Genomic DNA, 16,214 nt, shown 5'->3' on the forward strand with positions numbered 1-16,214 from the left:
CACGAGACCCCTTCACGAGACCCCTTCACGAGACCCCTTCACGAGACCCCTTCACGAGACCCCTTCACGAGACCCCTTCACGAGACCCCTTCACGAGACCCCTTCACGAGACGGTCTCGTGAAGCCCTCTCGTGAAGCCCTCTCGTGAGGCCCTCTCAATTTTTTTGAAAGGGATGAGTCGGCCGGCGAGGCCGCCGTGCGTCGCTGCATAGGCCGCGATCGACGCCGAGGAGCGCGAAGCGGCTGCTCGAACCGGCTCTCGCGCTGCGGCAGGAGCGAGGCAGCATAAACGATCTTCCGGGCAACCCGGGCACTCGGCTGGGATTTGTCGTGAGCCTTGCGTACGGTCCGGTTCGCCGCGGCCATCCGGGCCGCGACGTCCTCGGGAGGGACCCCTTGCTCAAGCGCGCCCTGACGGCGACCGGCATCGTGATGACCGCCGCCGCCCTGACGATCACGGCGGTTCCGGCCGCCCACGCCGACACCGACCCACCGCTGCGGGCGAGCCTCTCGCACACGCAGCGTGCGTTCGCCGCACACGCGGTGCACCGCGGCACGGTCTCGGCCTACGGCATCAGGATCTCGGTGCCCACCTCGGCCACCGTCTACAACAAGCGCCCCTTCGCCGTGACGCCGAAGGTCGCGGTCAACAAGGGCGTGCACAAGGTCATCGCCAAGCGCAGCATCTCGGTCTATTCCGGCAAGCGGCGCATCGCTCACGGCGCCACCGTCCGTGTCCGTGCGGGCCGCTACACGCAGAAGGTCTCGGTGCGCTACCGCGCGTACACGTACGTCACCAAGTACCGCACCGTGACCACCCGCACGTTCCATCCCGGTGGCATGCCGGACAGCACGGCCTGCGTCGTCACCGCCGTTCTCGACGACGGTTCCGAAGCGGGTGGCACCGGTACCGCCGGTGACGGCCGGGGCGACCCCACCGGCGGCACCTGCACCAACGCCCGCTACCCCAAGCAGTCGGTCACGATCGGCGCGGACGACTTCCGGTCCGACACGTTCTACGACGCGTCCGGCGAGTTCGTGACCGACCTGTCGACGTCCCAGGTAGGCACGCGGCTCACGACCTCCGACGTCAGCTTCGCCGGCTACTACACGACGTCCACCAAGCGGGTCGCGTACAAGGTGAAGACCTGGATCGGTTACCGCAGCTTCGTGACGCGGGCGCGGGCGCTGGTCGTCCACGACGGCGGCTACGAGCGCGTCTTCTCCGGGTACGGCGGGGAATTCGGCCGCGACTTCTACACCTCGTACTTCCGAGTCCCGAAGCACTGGAAGCTCGGGTATTCCTACGACTGCACGGTCAACGACTACCCCCAGGGCAACTGGATCCTCGACGTCCTGCGCCCGGGCGAGGGTCGGTACGACGGCGAGAACCTGAACAACGACATCGACTCGACGGACACCGCGGTCTGGAACCTCACCGGCGCCGGCAAGTTCCGGCTCCACGTGTTCACCCAATGCGTCTGGGCGATCATCGTCCGCTGGCGGTAGGTCACCCGAGGACGGGCTGCGTCGGCAGCCAGGCGCCGAGGATCTCGACGGCCCGGCGCAGCTCGTCCCCGTCGCCGGCGAAGCACAACCGCACGAACCGCCCGCCGTCGACGGGGTCGAAGTCGACACCCGGGACGAGCGCGACGCCGGTCTCGTCGAGCGCGCGGGCGCACCACGACAGCGAGTCGCCGGTCCACCGGGACACGTCCGCGTAGGCGTAGAAAGCGCCGTCCGCGGGGGCGAGCCGGTCGAGCCCGATCGCGGGCAGACCCTCGAGCAGCACCGCCCGGTTCTGCGCGTAGCGGGCGACATTCGCGTCGAGCTCGTCGTAGGCGCCAAAGGCCGCGACGGCGGCGTGCTGCGACAGCACCGGCGGGCAGATGGTGAAGTTGCCCGCGAGCCGGTCGACCGAGTCGAGCAGGTCGTCGGGCGCGAGCAGCCAGCCGATGCGCCATCCCGTCATGGAGAAGTACTTCGAGAACGAGTTGACGACGACGGCGCTGCGGTCGTTCTGCCATGCGCACGAGGCGTTCTGGCCGTAGGTGATGCCGTGGTAGATCTCGTCGCTGATCAGGCGCGTTCCGTACGACGCGCACCATTGCGCGATCTCACACAATTCGTCGGCGAGCACCATCGTGCCGGTCGGATTGGCCGGGCTCGCGACGACGAGTCCGGCCGGCGGTTCGGGCAGCGCGTCCAGCTGCGCGACCGTCGGCTGGAACCGCGTCTCGGCACCGCACTCGAGCTCGACCACCCGGCAGCCCAGCGCGGCCAGCATGTTGCGGTACGCCGGGTACCCCGGACGCGCCATGACCACGGTGTCGCCGTGCTCGAAGGCGGCGAGGAACGCGAACAGGAAGCCACCCGACGATCCGGTCGTGACCACGACGTTGCGCGGATCGACCCCGACACCGGCTCGCACCGCGTAGTGGGCCGCGATCGCCTCGCGCAACGGGGCGATGCCGAGGGCGCCGGTGTAGCCGAGCCGGTCGGCGTCGAGGGCGTGGTGCGCTGCTGCGCGTACCGGCGCCGGGGCCGGCGTCGAGGGCTGGCCGGCCGAGAGGTCGATCACCGGCAGTCCGGCGGCCCGGCGGCGGGCGACGGCGTCGAGCACCCGCATGACCTGGAACGGCGGCACCGCGCCGCGCTGCGAGATCACTCGCCGGCCGTGACGGGACCGCCGCTGCGCCAGTACTCGCCGCCCGGCGTGCGGTCGAGCAGCCCCGCCTCGACGAGGTAGCGCCGCAGCGCCGCGGTGTCGGACCACACCTGCCGCAGCTCGAGGTTCACGTCGACCTCCGCGTAGTGCACACCCGGCTCGAAGCGCTGCACCAGGTGCTCGAGCACGACCTGCCGCTTGGGTCCCGGTTTCGGCATCGTCATCAGTCGACCGTCGCGCACGTACCGGCGCAGCACGAGGTCCGGGTCGTCGGTCTTGGGCACAGCCCGACGGTAGCCTCTGCCGGTGCCCGATTTCACCGGCGACGTCGCCGACGATCTTGCGCTGGCCCGCCGTCTGGCCGACCGGGCGGACGCGATCTCGCTGGCCCGGTTCCGGTCGTCCGACCTGATCGTCGAGACCAAGCCCGACCTGACCCCGGTGAGCGACGCCGACCGCGCCGTCGAGGAGGCGATCCGCGCCGAGCTGGCGCGCGAACGTCCGGGCGACGCGGTGTCGGGCGAGGAGTTCGGTTCGGGACCCTCAGCCGGCACGGGCTCCCGCCGCTGGGTGATCGACCCGATCGACGGGACGAAGAACTACGTCCGTGGCGTGCCGGTCTGGGCTTCCCTGATCGCGTTGCTGGAGAACGACGACGCCGTCGTCGGCGTCGTCTCGGCGCCCGCGCTCGGACGCCGCTGGTGGGGCGCGACCGGCCACGGTGCCTACGGCACCACGTTCGGCGGCGACCCTGTCCGGCTGGCGGTCAGCCGTGTCGGCGCGCTCGCCGACGCGAGCCTGTCCTACTCCTCGCTCGGCGGGTGGCGCGAACGCGGCGTCGATCTCGCGGCCGTCGCCGACCGCGTGTGGCGCTCCCGGGCGTACGGCGACTTCTGGTCGTACATGCTCGTGGCCGAGGGAGCCGTCGACGTGGCCGCCGAACCCGAGCTGTCGCTGTGGGACATGGCCGCGCTCGTCCCCGTCGTCACCGAGGCTGGCGGACGGTTCACCGCCGTCGACGGCGGACCGTGGGTGCGCGGCGGCAGCGCGGCGGCGAGCAACGGCCTGCTGCACGACGCGCTGCTCGACGCCCTGCGCCCCGCCTGAGCGGCCGCCTGCGTCACGGCAGCAGCAGGCAGCTGTCGCCGAACTCGTGCCAGAGGTAGCGGGCCGGCACCGCGGCCGCGTAGGCCCGCTCGACGAGTGACCGTCCGGCGACCGCCTCGAGCAACCTCAGGTGCGACGCGCCCGGTTCGTGCCAACCGGTGACCAGCCCGCTCACCACCCGGGCCGGGCGCTGCGGGCCGAGCACGAGGTCGGTCCAGCCGCGCCGCGCGTGCACCGCCCCGCCGTCGTCCGTCGCGCTCTCGAGCGCGCGGGTGACGGTGGTGCCGACCGCGACGACCCGTCCGCCCCACCCGACGGTCGCGTTGACGAGCCGCGCCGTCGCCGCCGGTACGGCGAAACGCTCCGGCTGCGGCGGTTCCCCCGCCTCCGGAGACGAGACCCCGGTGTGCAGCGTGACGGGCGCGACGCCGACCCCCCGCGTGACCAGGTCCGTCACGAGCGCATCGCTGAAGGGCCGGCCCGCGCTCGGCATCTCGGCGCTGCCGGGGTCCCGCGAGAACACAGTCTGGTAGTCGGCGAGCGGGAACTGCTCGGGCACGTACGCGTAGCGGATCGGACGGCCCGCCCGCGCGAGGTACGCGACCGGACCACCCTCGACCCGGACGCTCCCGCGCCACAACCGGCGCTGGCCAGCGGGACTCGGTGCCTCGACCTCGAGCACCACACCGTCGGGCAGCAGCACCTGCTCGCCGGCGAGCACGTCGTCGACCGGGCCCGCCGCCCGTCCGCGCGGACGCAGCTCGACCACCCACGTGCCGTCGTCGAGCGCGGACGCGACGTGCACGGTGACGGGGCGGCCGTCCGGCCGGGTGCCGTCGACCGCGGCGGCGAGCGTCGCCGACGTGTTGACCACGACGAGGTCCCCCGGCGACAGGAACCGTCCGAGGTCGCGGAACGTCGCGTGCTCCACCCCGCCGGTGTGCGCCACGAGCAACCGCACGCCGTCACGGACGAGCGGCGGACGGGTGGCCTCGAGGCCGGGCGGCAGCTCGAAGCGCAGCGCGGCGCTCACGTCGCGCTCCCGGCGGTCGCGAAGTCCGCGGCGCGGTAGCGCCCGCTCGGCGGACGGCTGTCGATCAGCCGCAGCAGCGACGGCACGACGGACACGGGCTCGGGGCGGTCACCGATGTCCTCGCCGGGGAACGCGGCCTGGTGCATCGCCGTCCGCATGTCGCCCGGGTCCACGGCGTACACCCGGATGGCCGTCTCCTCCGCCGCGAGCACGGCGCTCGTGTGGTCGAGCGCCGCCTTCGAACCGCCGTACGCGCCCCAGGTCGGGTACGCCTCGACGGCGGCGTCGGAGCTGACGGCTATGACGGTTCCGCCGGTCGCGCGCAACGACGGCAGCAGCAGCTGGGCCAGGGCAAGCGGCGCGATCACGTTCGTCTCGTACACCGTGCGCAGCGCCTCGAGCGGGACGTCCGCCAGAGCCGGCAGCGGGCTCGGCCCGAGGTCGCTCGCGTTGTTCACCAACAGGTCGAGCCGTCCCGCGGCGTCGACGGCGGACGCGAGCGCGGCGCGATGACGCGGATCGGTGACGTCGCCGGGAACGACGACCGCGCCGGGCAGGCGCGCGGCGAGGCCGGACGTGTCGCGGGCGTCGACGACGACGCGCCAGCCACGGTCGAGCAGGGCAGAGGCGAGGGCGAGGCCGAGGCCGCGCGACGCCCCGGTGACCACGGCGGTGGGTTGCGATGTCGATGTCATGCCGACATGCTTGTAGTTGAAGTCAACTTGAAGTCAAGGAGCTGATTGCACTGAGGACGACCGACCTGTTGACCGTGAGCCAGGTGTCCGAGCGCAGCGGCTTCGCACCGTCCGCCCTGCGGTTCTACGAACGGGAAGGTCTCATCGACGCCACCCGCACGTCGGGCAACCAGCGCCGCTACGAACGCGGCGTGCTGCGCCGTCTCGCCTTCATCCGGGCCGGGCGCAACGTCGGCCTGTCGCTCGACGAGGTGGCCGCCGCCCTCGCGACGCTGCCGGACGGGCGGACCCCGACCCGGGCCGACTGGACGCGACTGTCCCGCACCTGGCGCCGCCGGCTCGACGACCAGATCACCGCCCTCGAGAAGCTGCGCGACGGCCTCGACTCGTGCATCGGGTGCGGCTGCCTGTCGCTGAAGCGGTGCGCGATGAGCAATCCGGGTGACGTCGCGGCCGCGGGAGGGCCGGGTGCGACGTACCTGCCCGCGCCGCTGCGGACCTGATCAGCGAGCGCGTCCGCGCCCGGGCGGCGAGCACGTAGCCGGGCCCGCGTACGTCCACGCGTCCGGCAGTGCCCGCTCGACCTGCGCGGCCGGGAAGCCGTGGAAGAGCGCGGTCACCGGCGCCGCGGGCACGGCGCCGGGGGCGCGGCCCGGAACGCGAAGTAGCCCATCCAGAAGCCCTTGAGCCCGAGGTCCTTCGCCGCGGCCGGGGACTCGGGCGAGAAGTAGACGACATCGTGCAGCGGCTCGAACAGCGCCCACATGCGGCGCGCGACCTCGGTGGACATCAGCGCGCCAGCCCCTCGACGACCTCGGCGCCGGGCAGGTCGGCGAGCGCGTCCGGGGGCAGGGCGAGCTTCGAGCGCCGCAGCCCGCTGCCGATGACGACGCTGCCGCGGGTCAGCACCGCGGCGTCGACGTACACCGGCCAGTCGGACGGAACCCCCAGCGGCGTGATGCCGCCGTACTCCATGCCCGTGGCCGAGACCGCGTCGTCCATCGGGGCGAACGACGCCTTGCGGGCGTCGAGCCGCTTGCGCACGACGTTGTTGACGTCGGCGCGGGTCGTCGCGAGCACGACGCACGCCGCGTAGCGGGTGACCTCGCCGCGCCGTCCGGCGATGACCACGCAGTTCGCGGAGTCCTCGAGCGACACCTCGTACCGCTCGCAGAACTCGGCGGTGTCGGCGAGATCGGGATCGATGGCGGCGACGCGGACGTCGTGCGCCCGCGACCAGCCGGTGAGGAACGCGGCGACCGGGTCGGCGACCAGCGACGCGGTGACCGGCTGCCAGTCGAGGACGCCCGGAGCCTGCATGGACCCGACCGTACTGTGGACGGCATGGACGGTGACGAGACGGTCGAGAAGATCCTGCGCACGTTCGGGACGATCACGGTGGTGGGCGCGAGCGCCGACCCGTCGAAGCCGGCCAACACGGTGTTGCGCCACATGCAGCAGCACGGCTGGCGCATCATCCCGGTGAACCCGCGCGGCGGCGAGATCGTCGGCGAGACCGCGTACGAGACCCTGGCCCAGGTGCCCGAGCAGGTCGAGTTCGTCGACGTGTTCCGGCCCGGACCGCAGACCCCGGACATCGCCAGGCAGGCCGTCGCAGCCGGCGCGAAGGCGCTGTGGCTGCAGCTGCACATCACGTCCGCCGAGGCTCGCCGCATCGCCGAGGAGGCCGGCCTGCTCTACGTCGAGAACCGGTGCCTCGCGATCGAGCAGCGGCGGCTGGACCTCGACGCCGGTGACCTCGCCGTCTAGCGGGTCGTGAAACCGGACCCACCCTGCGGGTCGGTCCACTCGGCCTGCACCTCGGCCACGTGCCCGGGCGTCCACGAGCCGCGCAGCGCCCCGAGCAGCTGCTCGCAGGCCTCGCGGCGACCCTCGGCGACGACCTCGACCCGCCCGTCGGGCAGGTTGGTCGCCGAGCCGACGAGCTCGAGCGGCACCGCCTTGCGCTTGACCCACTGCCGGAAGCCCACGCCCTGGACGTGACCGCTCACGAGCGCCACCAGACGGCTGGTCACGGGCGGCGCAGCTCGACGCGCCAGCGGTCGCAGTCGACGTCGAGCACCTCGCGCCGCACCTCCTCGAGCACGCCGGCGGCGAACCGGTCGATCTCGTCCGCCCGCAGCGGCCACGGCGGACCCTCGTCGTCCCCGGGGACGGCGACCGGCCCGAGGACGAGCAGCGTGCCGCCCGGCGCCACCAGGGACGCGACGGCGTCGGTGGCGGCGGCGTGCAGGTCCGGCGGCAACGACTGCACGGTCATGTTCTCGACGACCAGGTCGAACCCGTCACCCCAGGTTGCGGGCAGGTCGAACAGGTCGGCGACGACGTAGTCGACGGTCGTGCCGGGGCGGGCGGCGCGCACCTGCTCGACGACGGACGGCGAGACGTCGAACGCGGTCGTGCGCCAGCCGAGCCGGGCAAGGTGTTCGGCGTCGTGGCCCGGGCCGCAGCCCACCACGACGGCCGAGCCGGCCGCCGCACGGCCCGCCGCCCACTCGACGAGCCACGGATTGGGGGCGCCGCGGTCCCAGGGGACGCGGGCCGTGCCGTCGGCCGCTTCGCGGTACAGGGCGTCGAACCACCCGGTCGCGTCGCCACGAGCGAGGTACTCGGCGGCGAGCCGGTTCGCGTCCGACGGCTGGGTCACCCCAGCAGTCTGTCAGCCCGCGCGGCGGTCGGCCCGCCAGTCGCGCGGACGTTCCGGCCATCGCGTCGGCAGCGGACGCACCCAGGCCTGTTCGGCCGGTTCGGGTCGCCGCTCGAACGCGTCGGCGATCTCGTCGATGGCGTCCGGACGGCCGGTGGTGCGCAGCCATGCCGCGTTGGTCACGTACTCGGTCACGGGGTCGACAGCCATGCACAGAGCCTGCCGACAGCGTGTGAGCGCGAGATTTCCGCGAGGTAAGGATCAACCACCGGCGAACGGCGGCAGCACGTCGACCTCGGCCCCGTCTGCCAGCGGGGTGTCGTCCGCCGCGCGCTGCCCGTCGACGAGGAACGACGCGACCGCGGCGACGCCGGTGAGAGCGGGACGCGAGGCGAGCAGGGCACGCACGTCGCCGACGGTCGCGGCCGAGACGTCCTCGTGCCCGGTGCCCGCGGCGCGCTTCGCACCGGCCCAGTAGCGCACGCGGACGGCTGCCATGCCGCCCAGCGTGTCACGGCGCGGGATACACCGACACGTCGGTGGCCTTGGCCGACAACCACACCTCGCGTCCGGGGGCGAGGTCGAGTTCGGCCACCGCCGCCGCGGTGACGTCGACGGTCGCCGCGGGCGCCCCCTCGGTCGTGACCCGGATGCGGTCGCCCAGCGGCGCCAGCGACGCGATGGTGACCGGCCAGCGGTTGCGGGCGCTGGAGTGCTCGTCCGGGGCGGTGTGGACGGTGATCGCGGACGGCCGGACCGCCGCCAGCACCGGCCCGTCCAGCGCGTCGGACGCGATCAGCCGGCCCCCGCCGTCGAGTTCGACGAGCGTGTGCCGCGCCGTGCCGCGGTAGAGATTCATGCCCACGAGCCGCGCGACGTACGGCGTCAGCGGACGGGTGGTGATCTCCGCCGGCGTGCCCTCCTGCACGACGCGTCCCCGTTCGAGCACGACGATGCGCGAGGCGAGCAGCAGCGCCTCGATGGGGTCGTGGGTGACGATCAGGGTGGGTCCGCCGAACGCGCCGAGGTGGTCGCGCAGCTCGCCCTGGACGTCCGCCCTCGTCTGTACGTCGAGCGCCGCCAGCGGTTCGTCCAGCAGCAGCGCCGCCGGCTCGCACGCCAGCGCCCGGGCGAGGGCGACGCGCTGCGCCTGTCCCCCGGACAGCTGCCGCGGGTGGCGGCGCGCGAGGTCGCCGACGCCGAGCCGGTCCAGCCACGCCCGCGCGTCCGCCCGCGCCGCCGACCGCGCAATCCCGCGCGAGCGGCCGCCGAACGCCACGTTGTCGAGCACGCGAAGGTGGGGGAACAGGCGGTGGTCCTGGAAGACGACACCGAGCCGCCGCTGCTGCGGCGGCAGGTACGTCCCTCGCGTGATGTCGTCGACGACGCTGCCGCCGATCTCGACGACACCGTCGTCGAGCGGCAGCAGACCGGCCACGACGCGCAGCAGGGTCGACTTGCCGGCGCCGTTTGGGCCTAGCACCGCGAGCACCTCGTCCGGACGGGCCGTGACGGAGACGTCGAGCTCGAAGCCGCCCCGTCGCACGCGTCCCTCGACCCGGACGGTCACGTCGTCCCCGCCGACGCGACCGGACGCAACCACTTGTCGCGCAGCAGACCAAGCACGATCAGGGCGACCGCGATGAGCGGCAGGCTGAGCGCCGGCGCCTCGGACGGGTCGTCGTTGAACACCGACAGCACCGCGGTCGGCAGCGTCTGCGTCGTGCCCGGGGTGTTGCCCCCGAACAGCAGTGTGGCGCCGAACTCCCCCAGCGCCCGCGCCCAGCACAGCACCGTCCCCGCGACGATCGCGGGCATCACCAGCGGCACCGTCACCCGCAGGAAGATGCGGGTGCGCGAGGCGCCGAGGGTGGCGGCGGCCTCCTCGACGCCGCGGTCGGCGATGCGGAACGCGCCCTCGACGGTGACGACGAGGAACGGCATGGCGACGAACGTCTGCGCCACCACGATCGCGGGATACGTGAACGGCAGTTGCAGGCCGAAGGCCCGGTCGAGCGGCTCCCCGACGATGCCGACGCGGCCGAGCGCGTCGAACAGGGCGACACCGCCGATGACGGGCGGCAGCACGAGCGGGATCGTCACGATCGCCCGGGCCAACGCCATGCCGCGGAAGCGCACGCGCGCGAGCAGCCACGCGAGCGGGACACCGAGGACCAGCGACAACGCCGTGGCCTCGAGCGACGACTCGAGCGAGATGCGCAGCGCCGTCCAGATCTGCCGGTCGCGGTAGATCGCGCCGAGGTCGCTCCACGGCACGCGCCAGACCAGCGCGAACGTCGGCAGCACGAGGAACAGCAGCGCCAGCAGGCCGGGCGGGACGACGAGCAAGGGCGTGCCCGCCCCCGCCGCCCGGCGGGCGCGGGCCCGCGCGGTCACGGCTTGTCGAAGCCGTCCGCGGTCAGGATCTTCTGCCCGGCGGACGACAGCACGTAGTCGACGAACGCCTTGGCGAGCGCCGCGTTCTTCGAGCCCTTCAACGTGGCGATCGGATACGTGGTGCTCGCGTTGACGTCGTCGGGGATCTCGATGCCCTTGACCTTGGCGCCGGCACTGCGCACGTCGGTCACGTAGACGAGGCCGGCGTCGACCTCGCCGGACTCGACGACGGCGAGCGTCGACTTGACGTCCTTGAGGCTGGCCACCGGCTCGACCGTGAGCTTCGCCTTGTCGAAGACCTCCTTCGCCACGGCACCGCACGGAACCGCGGGGTCGCACACTCCGACCTTGACGCCCGACCTCGCGAGGTCCGACAACTGCGTGATCTTCGCCGGATTGCTCGGTGGCACCGCGATCTCGAGCGTGTTCGACACGAAGTCGGTGGGACTGTCGGCGTCGCCGGCCTCCGTCACGGTCTTCATGTTCTTGGCGGACGCGGACGCGAACACGTCGGCCGGCTTGCCCTGCGTGATCTGCGTCGACAGGTCGGAGCTCGCGCCGTACTCGATCGTGACGCTCGCGCCGGGGTACTTCGCCTCGACACGTTTCTCGATCGTGCCGAACGCCTCGGTGAGCGACGCGGCGGCGAACACGGTGATCGAGCCGGTGACACCCCCGCTGCCGCCCGAGGCCGGGGCGCTGCCGCCGTCGGACCCGCAGGCGGCGAGGGCGAGCGCACCGGCGGCCAGCGCCGCCACCGCCCGGTACCTCACGAACCCTCCTCGGGGATCTCGACGACGACGTTGGTGCTCTTCACCGACGCGATGGCAGTGACCCCGGGCGCGAGCCCGAGGTCCTCGGCGGCCTCGGCGCTCATCAGCGACACGACGCGGTAGGGACCACACTGCATCTCGACCTGCGCCATGACCTTGTCGCTGGTCACCCGGGTGACGAGGCCGACGAAGCGGTTGCGGGCCGACGCGCGGCTGGCGGCGCCGGCCGGGCGGACGGGCCCGGCGTGGTCCTGCGCGAAACGCGCGAGCTCGACGCCGTCGACGACGCGACGTCCGGTGGCGTCGGTCTCGGTGGCGACGCGACCACTGTCGGCCCACCGCCGCAACGAGTCGTCACTGACCCCGAGCAGCTCGGCGGCCTCGCGGATGCGGTAGCTGGGCATGCGGACGAGCCTAGCCGTCCACCACCGCAACCGCGGACCTATCCGTTCGGACGGTCCGCACCTGCGTCACCCTCGACGGGAACGGACGAAGTGGGAAGGATCGGGGCATGCGAACCGAGCCGCCGTTCCGCGCCGACCACGTCGGCAGCCTGCTGCGCCCGCGCGCCCTGCTCGACGCCCGCGCCCGTCACGCCGAGGGCGCCCTCGACGACGCCGGCCTGCGCGCCGCCGAGGACGACGCCGTCCGCGAGGTCGTGCGCCTGCAGGCCGAGCTGGGGCTGCAGACCGCGACCGACGGCGAGTTCCGCCGCACGTCGTGGCACATGGACTTCATCTACTCGCTGCGCGGCATCTCGCGCACCGACGAGCGCATCGAGGTGAGGATGCACAACGCGGCCGAGGACCGGTCGTTCACATCCGCCGCGCTCAAGGTCGACGGCAGGCTCGGCATCGACGGGCCGATCTTCGGCGACGCGTTCACGTTCCTGCGCGACACGGTGGCCGAGGGGCAGACGCCGAAGCTGACCATCCCGTCGCCGAGCATGGTCCACTACCGCGGCGGCGCGGCGGCGATCGATCCGGACGTGTACGCCGACGAGGACGCGTTCTGGGACGACCTGTCGTCGGCCTACGCCGACCAGGTGCGCGAGATCGCCGCGCTCGGCTGCACCTACCTGCAGTTCGACGACACGAGCCTCGCGTACCTCAACGACCCCGCGCAGCGCGAGCAGCTCGCGTCCCAGGGACGCGACGCCGAGCACCAGCACGAGCGCTACATCCGCCAGATCAACGCCGCGCTCGCCGACCGTCCGGACGGGCTCACCGTCACCACCCACATGTGCCGCGGCAACTACCGCTCGTCGTGGGCGGCCGAGGGCGGTTACGACTTCGTGGCCGAGGCGCTGTTCGGCGGCCTGGACGTCGACGGGTTCTTCCTCGAGTTCGACGACGCGCGCTCGGGCACGTTCGCGCCGCTGCGGTTCGTGCCCGAGGGCAAGCAGGTGGTGCTCGGGCTCGTCACCTCGAAGTCGCCGGTGCTCGAGAGCAAGGACGACCTGAAACGACGCATCGACGAGGCGTCGCAGCACGTGCCGCTCGACCAGCTGTGCCTGTCGCCGCAGTGCGGCTTCTCGTCGACCGTCGAGGGCAACGACCTGACCATCGACGACGAGAAGCGCAAGCTGGCGCTCATCGTCGAGACCGCGTCCGAGGTGTGGGGCGGCTAGCACCCGGCGATATCGGGCGCGACGTCAGGCGCGGGGGTCGAGACCGAACAGGTCGGCCAGCCCGGCCATCACCAGCGTGCGCTCGATGGGCGTCGGCACCGCGCCGACCTCGAAGATCACCCCGCGGGCGGTGGCCCGGTTGCGCAGGTTCACCAGCGAGCCGATGCCGCTCGAGTCGATGAACTCGAGCTCGCCCAGCTCGATGCTGACGCTCATGCAGCCGGAACCGGCGAGTTCGTCGAGATCGATGTCGCGCAGCCGACGCGCCGCGGCGTCGTCGAGTTCGCCGCTGAGCGCGAACCGGATGCGCGACCCCTCACGCGCGGCCTGCATTCCGAAGCCGTTCACGCGCGACAGCTTGGCATGCACCGGTCACGGACGTCGAGCGGTGACCGGAGACCGGAGACGTCACATCGTCAGTTGGTTATTCAAACCGGGCGAACCCGAGCGAGCTGCGCGTCGGTACTCATACGGGACTCACATCAGGACCTTGGGCCCGACGTGGCGACGCCCTTCTCAGGGCATGCTCGACATCAAGTGGATATTGCGCGGTGGGTACGCACAGCATCGAGGTCCTTACGTTGGGTGACGAAGAGACGGCCGTCGGCGGCACGGCTGCCGCCGCGCAGCCCGTCGACGCCATCGGCACGCACGGGACGGACGCCGAGACGCTGGCCTTCGAGCGCGATCTGCTGTCGTCCCTGGCCGAGGCGATCAACTCCGACCTCGACCTGCGGCGCGTGCTGCAGACGGTGACGGACGTCGGCACCGAGGTGGTCCGCGCCCGCTTCGGCGCCTTCTTCTACAACGACCGGGACGCGCACGGGCGCATCTACCAGCTGCACGTCGTGTCGGGCGCCGGTCTCGAGACGTTCGCGGCGATGCCGCAGCCACGCATCACGGCGCTGTTCGAGCCGACGTTCAGCGGTGAGTCGACGGTGCGGGTCGACGACGTCACCACCGACCCGCGGTTCACCGCGCTGCCACCGGGGCACCTGCCCGTCCGCAGCTATCTCGCGGTGCCGGTCGTCACCCGGACGGGTGAGGTCATCGGGTCGTTGCTGTTCGGCCACGAGGAGGTCGGCCGCTTCGACGCCCGCAGCGAGCGGGTGATGCTCGTGGTCGCCGCGCAGGCCGCGGTCGCGGTCGAGAACGCCCGGCTCTACGAGGCGGAGAAGAAGGCCCGTCACCGGGCGGAGGAGGCTACCGCGCGGCTCGCGCTGCTGCAGTCGGTGACCGCCAAGCTGTCGTCCGCCCTCACCATCGCCGAGGCGAGCACGGCGGTGACGCAGGTGCTGGTCGGACCGCTCGGGGCCGCCCGCGCCGGCATGTTCCTGCGGACCGGCGACGAGTTCACGCACGTGCCGGGCGACACGACGTCGCCGCACGTCCCGATGCTCACGCAGCTCGGCGACGACGTTCCCAACCCCGTTCGCACCGCCGAGACGACGCAGGGCGTCGCCGTCGTCCCGAGCGCCGAACGGTTCGCCGCCGACTACCCGCAGCTCGCGAGCATGCTCGCCCGTGTGCCCGCGACGGTGGTCGCGGTGCCCCTGACCGTCGGTGGTCAGGTGATCGGGGTGTGGACGCTGTCGTGGGACGAGCAGCGCGAGCTCACGCCCGCCGACATCGAGACGGTGATGGCGACCGGCGCCCAGCTGGCGTCCGCGGTCGAGCGGGCCCGGCTGTTCGAGGCCGAACGTGCGGCCCGCGCCGAGCTGGACGCGAGCATCCGCGCCGCGACCGAGACGTCACGGACACTGCAGCGCGCGTTGCTGCCGCGGGCCCTCCCCCGCCTCGACGACGTCGCCATCGCGGTGCGCTACCAGGCGAGCAGCAGCGACGCCGAGGTCGGCGGAGACTGGTACGACGTCATCTCCACCGAGCGCGGTTGCGTGCTGATGATCGGCGACGTGCAGGGCCACAACCTCACCGCCGCCGCCCTCATGGGACAGCTGCGCACCGCGCTGCACGCCTACCTCGCCGAGGGACACCCCATCGACTCCGCGGTCGCGCGCGCCAACGACCTCATGCTCGAGCTCACCGACGACATGATCGCGACGTGCTGCCTGGCCGAGGTCGACCGCGACGCCGGCGAGCTGCGGGTGGTGCGCGCCGGCCATCCCATGCCCATCTGCATCGGCAGCGACGGCGCGCCCCGGCTGCTGCCCGACCGGGTCGGCCTTCCGCTCGGCGCCGTCCCCGACGGCACCTGGCAGACGACCGCACTGCCGCTGTCGGGCGGCGACCGGATCGTGCTGTTCACCGACGGCCTCATCGAACGGCGCGGACGCGACATCTACGCGGGACTCGCCGACCTGCGCGAGTTCGTCCGCAGCAGCGTCGGACGGCCGCTGGAGGACTTCGCGCAGGCGGTCGTCGACGAGCTCGGCCGGCAGGTGCAGGACGACATCGCGATCCTCGTCGCCGACATCGCGCTGCCGCGGGCCCGGGACGGCCGCACCCAGCAGGTGTGGACGGCGCACATCTCGGGTCCGACCGACGCCGTCGCGCCGCTGCGCGCCCAGGGCCGGGCCCTGCTGCGCGCCTGGAACCTCAAGGACTTCGACTACGCCGTCACCCTGGCGATCAGCGAGCTCACGACCAACGTGTTGCGGCACACCGGATCACACGGCACGTTGCAGGTGCAGCGGCTGGCCGGTGGCGTCCGCATCTCCACGACCGACATGAGCGACCGGCTGCCCGACACCGACCGCGATCCCGACCGCGACGCCACCACCGGGCGCGGCATGATGCTCGTCCAGCAGCTCGCCACCCGCTGGGGCATCGAGCGTCACGCCGTCGGCAAGACCATCTGGGTCGAGATCGACGAGCGGCCCGCGGCCGGTGCCGGCGGCGCCCCCTCCACGACGCGGGAGGGCACGGGATGACGGCGCGGGAACTCGTGCGACGCAGCGGACGGATCGACGTGGCGGTGCGGCAGGACGAGGTCGTCATCACCATGCAGGGCGACATCGACTTCGTCGTCACCACCGAGTTCGACCTGGTGCAGGAGATGGGCGACGTGCACGACGTGCCGGTGCGCGTCGACCTCAGCACCGTCACCTTCCTCGACTCGCAGGGCATCGCCCAGTTGCTCGCCGCCCGCAACTACGCCACCGAAGTGCGTCTGGTCTCGCCGCCACCGCCCGTCCGGCGGTTGCTCGAGCTCAGCGGCATCACCCACCTGTTCGCCTACGACGCCGCCTGACCGACCCGGTTTGGAGTTCGGTCGACCGGCCC

At 72.6% G+C, this 16,214-nt stretch carries 22 protein-coding genes; 7 read left to right on the forward strand and 15 right to left on the reverse strand.

Going from position 1 to position 16,214, the window contains the following annotated elements; all coding sequences use genetic code 11:
* Positions 1-396: 396 nt before the first annotated feature.
* Entirely contained in the window at positions 397-1,509 is a 1,113-nt protein-coding gene (locus tag ACYVP9_RS21520) for a hypothetical protein (RefSeq protein ID WP_460607020.1), read from the forward strand.
* Position 1,510: 1 nt separating this feature from the next.
* Here the strand turns inward: ACYVP9_RS21520 and ACYVP9_RS21525 are convergent, their stop codons facing one another.
* Both ACYVP9_RS21525 and ACYVP9_RS21530 read right to left on the reverse strand, forming a co-directional pair.
* Positions 1,511-2,629, reverse strand: coding sequence for an aminotransferase class I/II-fold pyridoxal phosphate-dependent enzyme (locus ACYVP9_RS21525; RefSeq protein WP_460607246.1), 1,119 nt, complete (start codon positions 2,627-2,629; stop codon positions 1,511-1,513).
* Between the two features lie 35 nt (positions 2,630-2,664).
* Positions 2,665-2,952, reverse strand: a complete 288-nt coding sequence (locus tag ACYVP9_RS21530) for a DUF2087 domain-containing protein (protein ID WP_460607021.1) — start codon at positions 2,950-2,952, stop codon at positions 2,665-2,667.
* Positions 2,953-2,974: 22 nt separating this feature from the next.
* Between ACYVP9_RS21530 and hisN the strand changes: the two genes are divergently transcribed.
* On the forward strand, positions 2,975-3,775 hold the full coding sequence (gene hisN / locus ACYVP9_RS21535) for an FIG domain-containing protein (protein WP_460607022.1): 801 nt from the start codon (positions 2,975-2,977) through the stop codon (positions 3,773-3,775).
* A gap of 13 nt (positions 3,776-3,788) precedes the next feature.
* Here hisN and ACYVP9_RS21540 read toward each other — a convergent pair whose 3' ends face one another.
* Both ACYVP9_RS21540 and ACYVP9_RS21545 read right to left on the reverse strand, forming a co-directional pair.
* Entirely contained in the window at positions 3,789-4,808 is a 1,020-nt protein-coding gene (locus ACYVP9_RS21540) for an S-adenosylmethionine:tRNA ribosyltransferase-isomerase (protein ID WP_460607023.1), read from the reverse strand.
* Positions 4,805-5,503, reverse strand: a complete 699-nt coding sequence (locus ACYVP9_RS21545; protein ID WP_460607024.1) for an SDR family NAD(P)-dependent oxidoreductase — start codon at positions 5,501-5,503, stop codon at positions 4,805-4,807. Before ACYVP9_RS21545 ends, ACYVP9_RS21540 begins: the two co-directional genes overlap by 4 nt.
* 50 nt (positions 5,504-5,553) lie before the next feature.
* On the opposite strand from ACYVP9_RS21545, the gene soxR reads away from it, so the two are divergent.
* The gene (gene soxR / locus ACYVP9_RS21550) at positions 5,554-6,006 is read left to right on the forward strand and encodes a redox-sensitive transcriptional activator SoxR (RefSeq protein ID WP_460607247.1); all 453 of its coding nucleotides are present in this window, start codon (positions 5,554-5,556) and stop codon (positions 6,004-6,006) included.
* Positions 6,007-6,119: 113 nt separating this feature from the next.
* Here the strand turns inward: soxR and ACYVP9_RS21555 are convergent, their stop codons facing one another.
* The gene (locus tag ACYVP9_RS21555; protein WP_460607025.1) at positions 6,120-6,293 is read right to left on the reverse strand and encodes a helix-turn-helix domain-containing protein; all 174 of its coding nucleotides are present in this window, start codon (positions 6,291-6,293) and stop codon (positions 6,120-6,122) included.
* Entirely contained in the window at positions 6,293-6,823 is a 531-nt protein-coding gene (locus tag ACYVP9_RS21560; RefSeq protein WP_460607026.1) for a YbaK/EbsC family protein, read from the reverse strand. Before ACYVP9_RS21560 ends, ACYVP9_RS21555 begins: the two co-directional genes overlap by 1 nt.
* A 24-nt stretch (positions 6,824-6,847) precedes the next feature.
* On the opposite strand from ACYVP9_RS21560, the gene ACYVP9_RS21565 reads away from it, so the two are divergent.
* Entirely contained in the window at positions 6,848-7,273 is a 426-nt protein-coding gene (locus ACYVP9_RS21565) for a CoA-binding protein (RefSeq protein ID WP_460607027.1), read from the forward strand.
* Here ACYVP9_RS21565 and ACYVP9_RS21570 read toward each other — a convergent pair.
* From ACYVP9_RS21570 to ACYVP9_RS21605, 8 genes are read right to left on the reverse strand one after another with little or no spacing between them, the layout of a single operon-like run.
* Positions 7,270-7,539 (reverse strand): acylphosphatase, encoded by a 270-nt coding sequence (locus ACYVP9_RS21570; RefSeq protein ID WP_460607028.1) that lies wholly within the window; start codon positions 7,537-7,539, stop codon positions 7,270-7,272. The two genes, ACYVP9_RS21565 and ACYVP9_RS21570, sit on opposite strands and share 4 nt — an antisense overlap.
* Entirely contained in the window at positions 7,536-8,171 is a 636-nt protein-coding gene (locus ACYVP9_RS21575) for a class I SAM-dependent methyltransferase (protein WP_460607029.1), read from the reverse strand. The genes ACYVP9_RS21570 and ACYVP9_RS21575 overlap by 4 nt, the downstream gene beginning before the upstream one ends.
* A gap of 12 nt (positions 8,172-8,183) precedes the next feature.
* A complete protein-coding gene (locus tag ACYVP9_RS21580; RefSeq protein ID WP_460607030.1) occupies positions 8,184-8,381 on the reverse strand; it encodes a hypothetical protein in 198 nt (65 codons plus the stop codon).
* A 51-nt stretch (positions 8,382-8,432) separates the two neighbouring features.
* Positions 8,433-8,669 carry a MoaD/ThiS family protein gene (locus tag ACYVP9_RS21585; RefSeq protein WP_460607031.1) on the reverse strand — a complete coding sequence of 79 codons (237 nt, stop codon included), beginning with the start codon at positions 8,667-8,669 and terminating at the stop codon, positions 8,433-8,435.
* A gap of 13 nt (positions 8,670-8,682) precedes the next feature.
* Positions 8,683-9,741, reverse strand: a complete 1,059-nt coding sequence (locus ACYVP9_RS21590; RefSeq protein ID WP_460607032.1) for an ABC transporter ATP-binding protein — start codon at positions 9,739-9,741, stop codon at positions 8,683-8,685.
* A complete protein-coding gene (modB, locus tag ACYVP9_RS21595) occupies positions 9,738-10,568 on the reverse strand; it encodes a molybdate ABC transporter permease subunit (protein ID WP_460607033.1) in 831 nt (276 codons plus the stop codon). The genes ACYVP9_RS21590 and modB overlap by 4 nt, the downstream gene beginning before the upstream one ends.
* Positions 10,565-11,341 (reverse strand): molybdate ABC transporter substrate-binding protein, encoded by a 777-nt coding sequence (modA, locus tag ACYVP9_RS21600; protein WP_460607034.1) that lies wholly within the window; start codon positions 11,339-11,341, stop codon positions 10,565-10,567. Before modA ends, modB begins: the two co-directional genes overlap by 4 nt.
* Positions 11,338-11,745: a TOBE domain-containing protein gene (locus tag ACYVP9_RS21605; RefSeq protein WP_460607035.1), complete on the reverse strand. Its 408-nt coding sequence runs from the start codon at positions 11,743-11,745 to the stop codon at positions 11,338-11,340. Before ACYVP9_RS21605 ends, modA begins: the two co-directional genes overlap by 4 nt.
* A gap of 107 nt (positions 11,746-11,852) precedes the next feature.
* Between ACYVP9_RS21605 and ACYVP9_RS21610 the strand changes: the two genes are divergently transcribed.
* Entirely contained in the window at positions 11,853-12,971 is a 1,119-nt protein-coding gene (locus ACYVP9_RS21610; RefSeq protein ID WP_460607036.1) for a uroporphyrinogen decarboxylase/cobalamine-independent methonine synthase family protein, read from the forward strand.
* Positions 12,972-12,995: 24 nt separating this feature from the next.
* Here the strand turns inward: ACYVP9_RS21610 and ACYVP9_RS21615 are convergent, their stop codons facing one another.
* Positions 12,996-13,319: an STAS domain-containing protein gene (locus tag ACYVP9_RS21615; RefSeq protein WP_460607037.1), complete on the reverse strand. Its 324-nt coding sequence runs from the start codon at positions 13,317-13,319 to the stop codon at positions 12,996-12,998.
* Between the two features lie 233 nt (positions 13,320-13,552).
* Between ACYVP9_RS21615 and ACYVP9_RS21620 the strand changes: the two genes are divergently transcribed.
* Entirely contained in the window at positions 13,553-15,862 is a 2,310-nt protein-coding gene (locus ACYVP9_RS21620) for a SpoIIE family protein phosphatase (protein ID WP_460607038.1), read from the forward strand.
* A complete protein-coding gene (locus ACYVP9_RS21625; RefSeq protein ID WP_460607039.1) occupies positions 15,859-16,182 on the forward strand; it encodes an STAS domain-containing protein in 324 nt (107 codons plus the stop codon). Before ACYVP9_RS21620 ends, ACYVP9_RS21625 begins: the two co-directional genes overlap by 4 nt.
* Positions 16,183-16,214: the final 32 nt, after the last annotated feature.

It is taken from the genome of Jatrophihabitans fulvus (genome assembly GCF_054781375.1).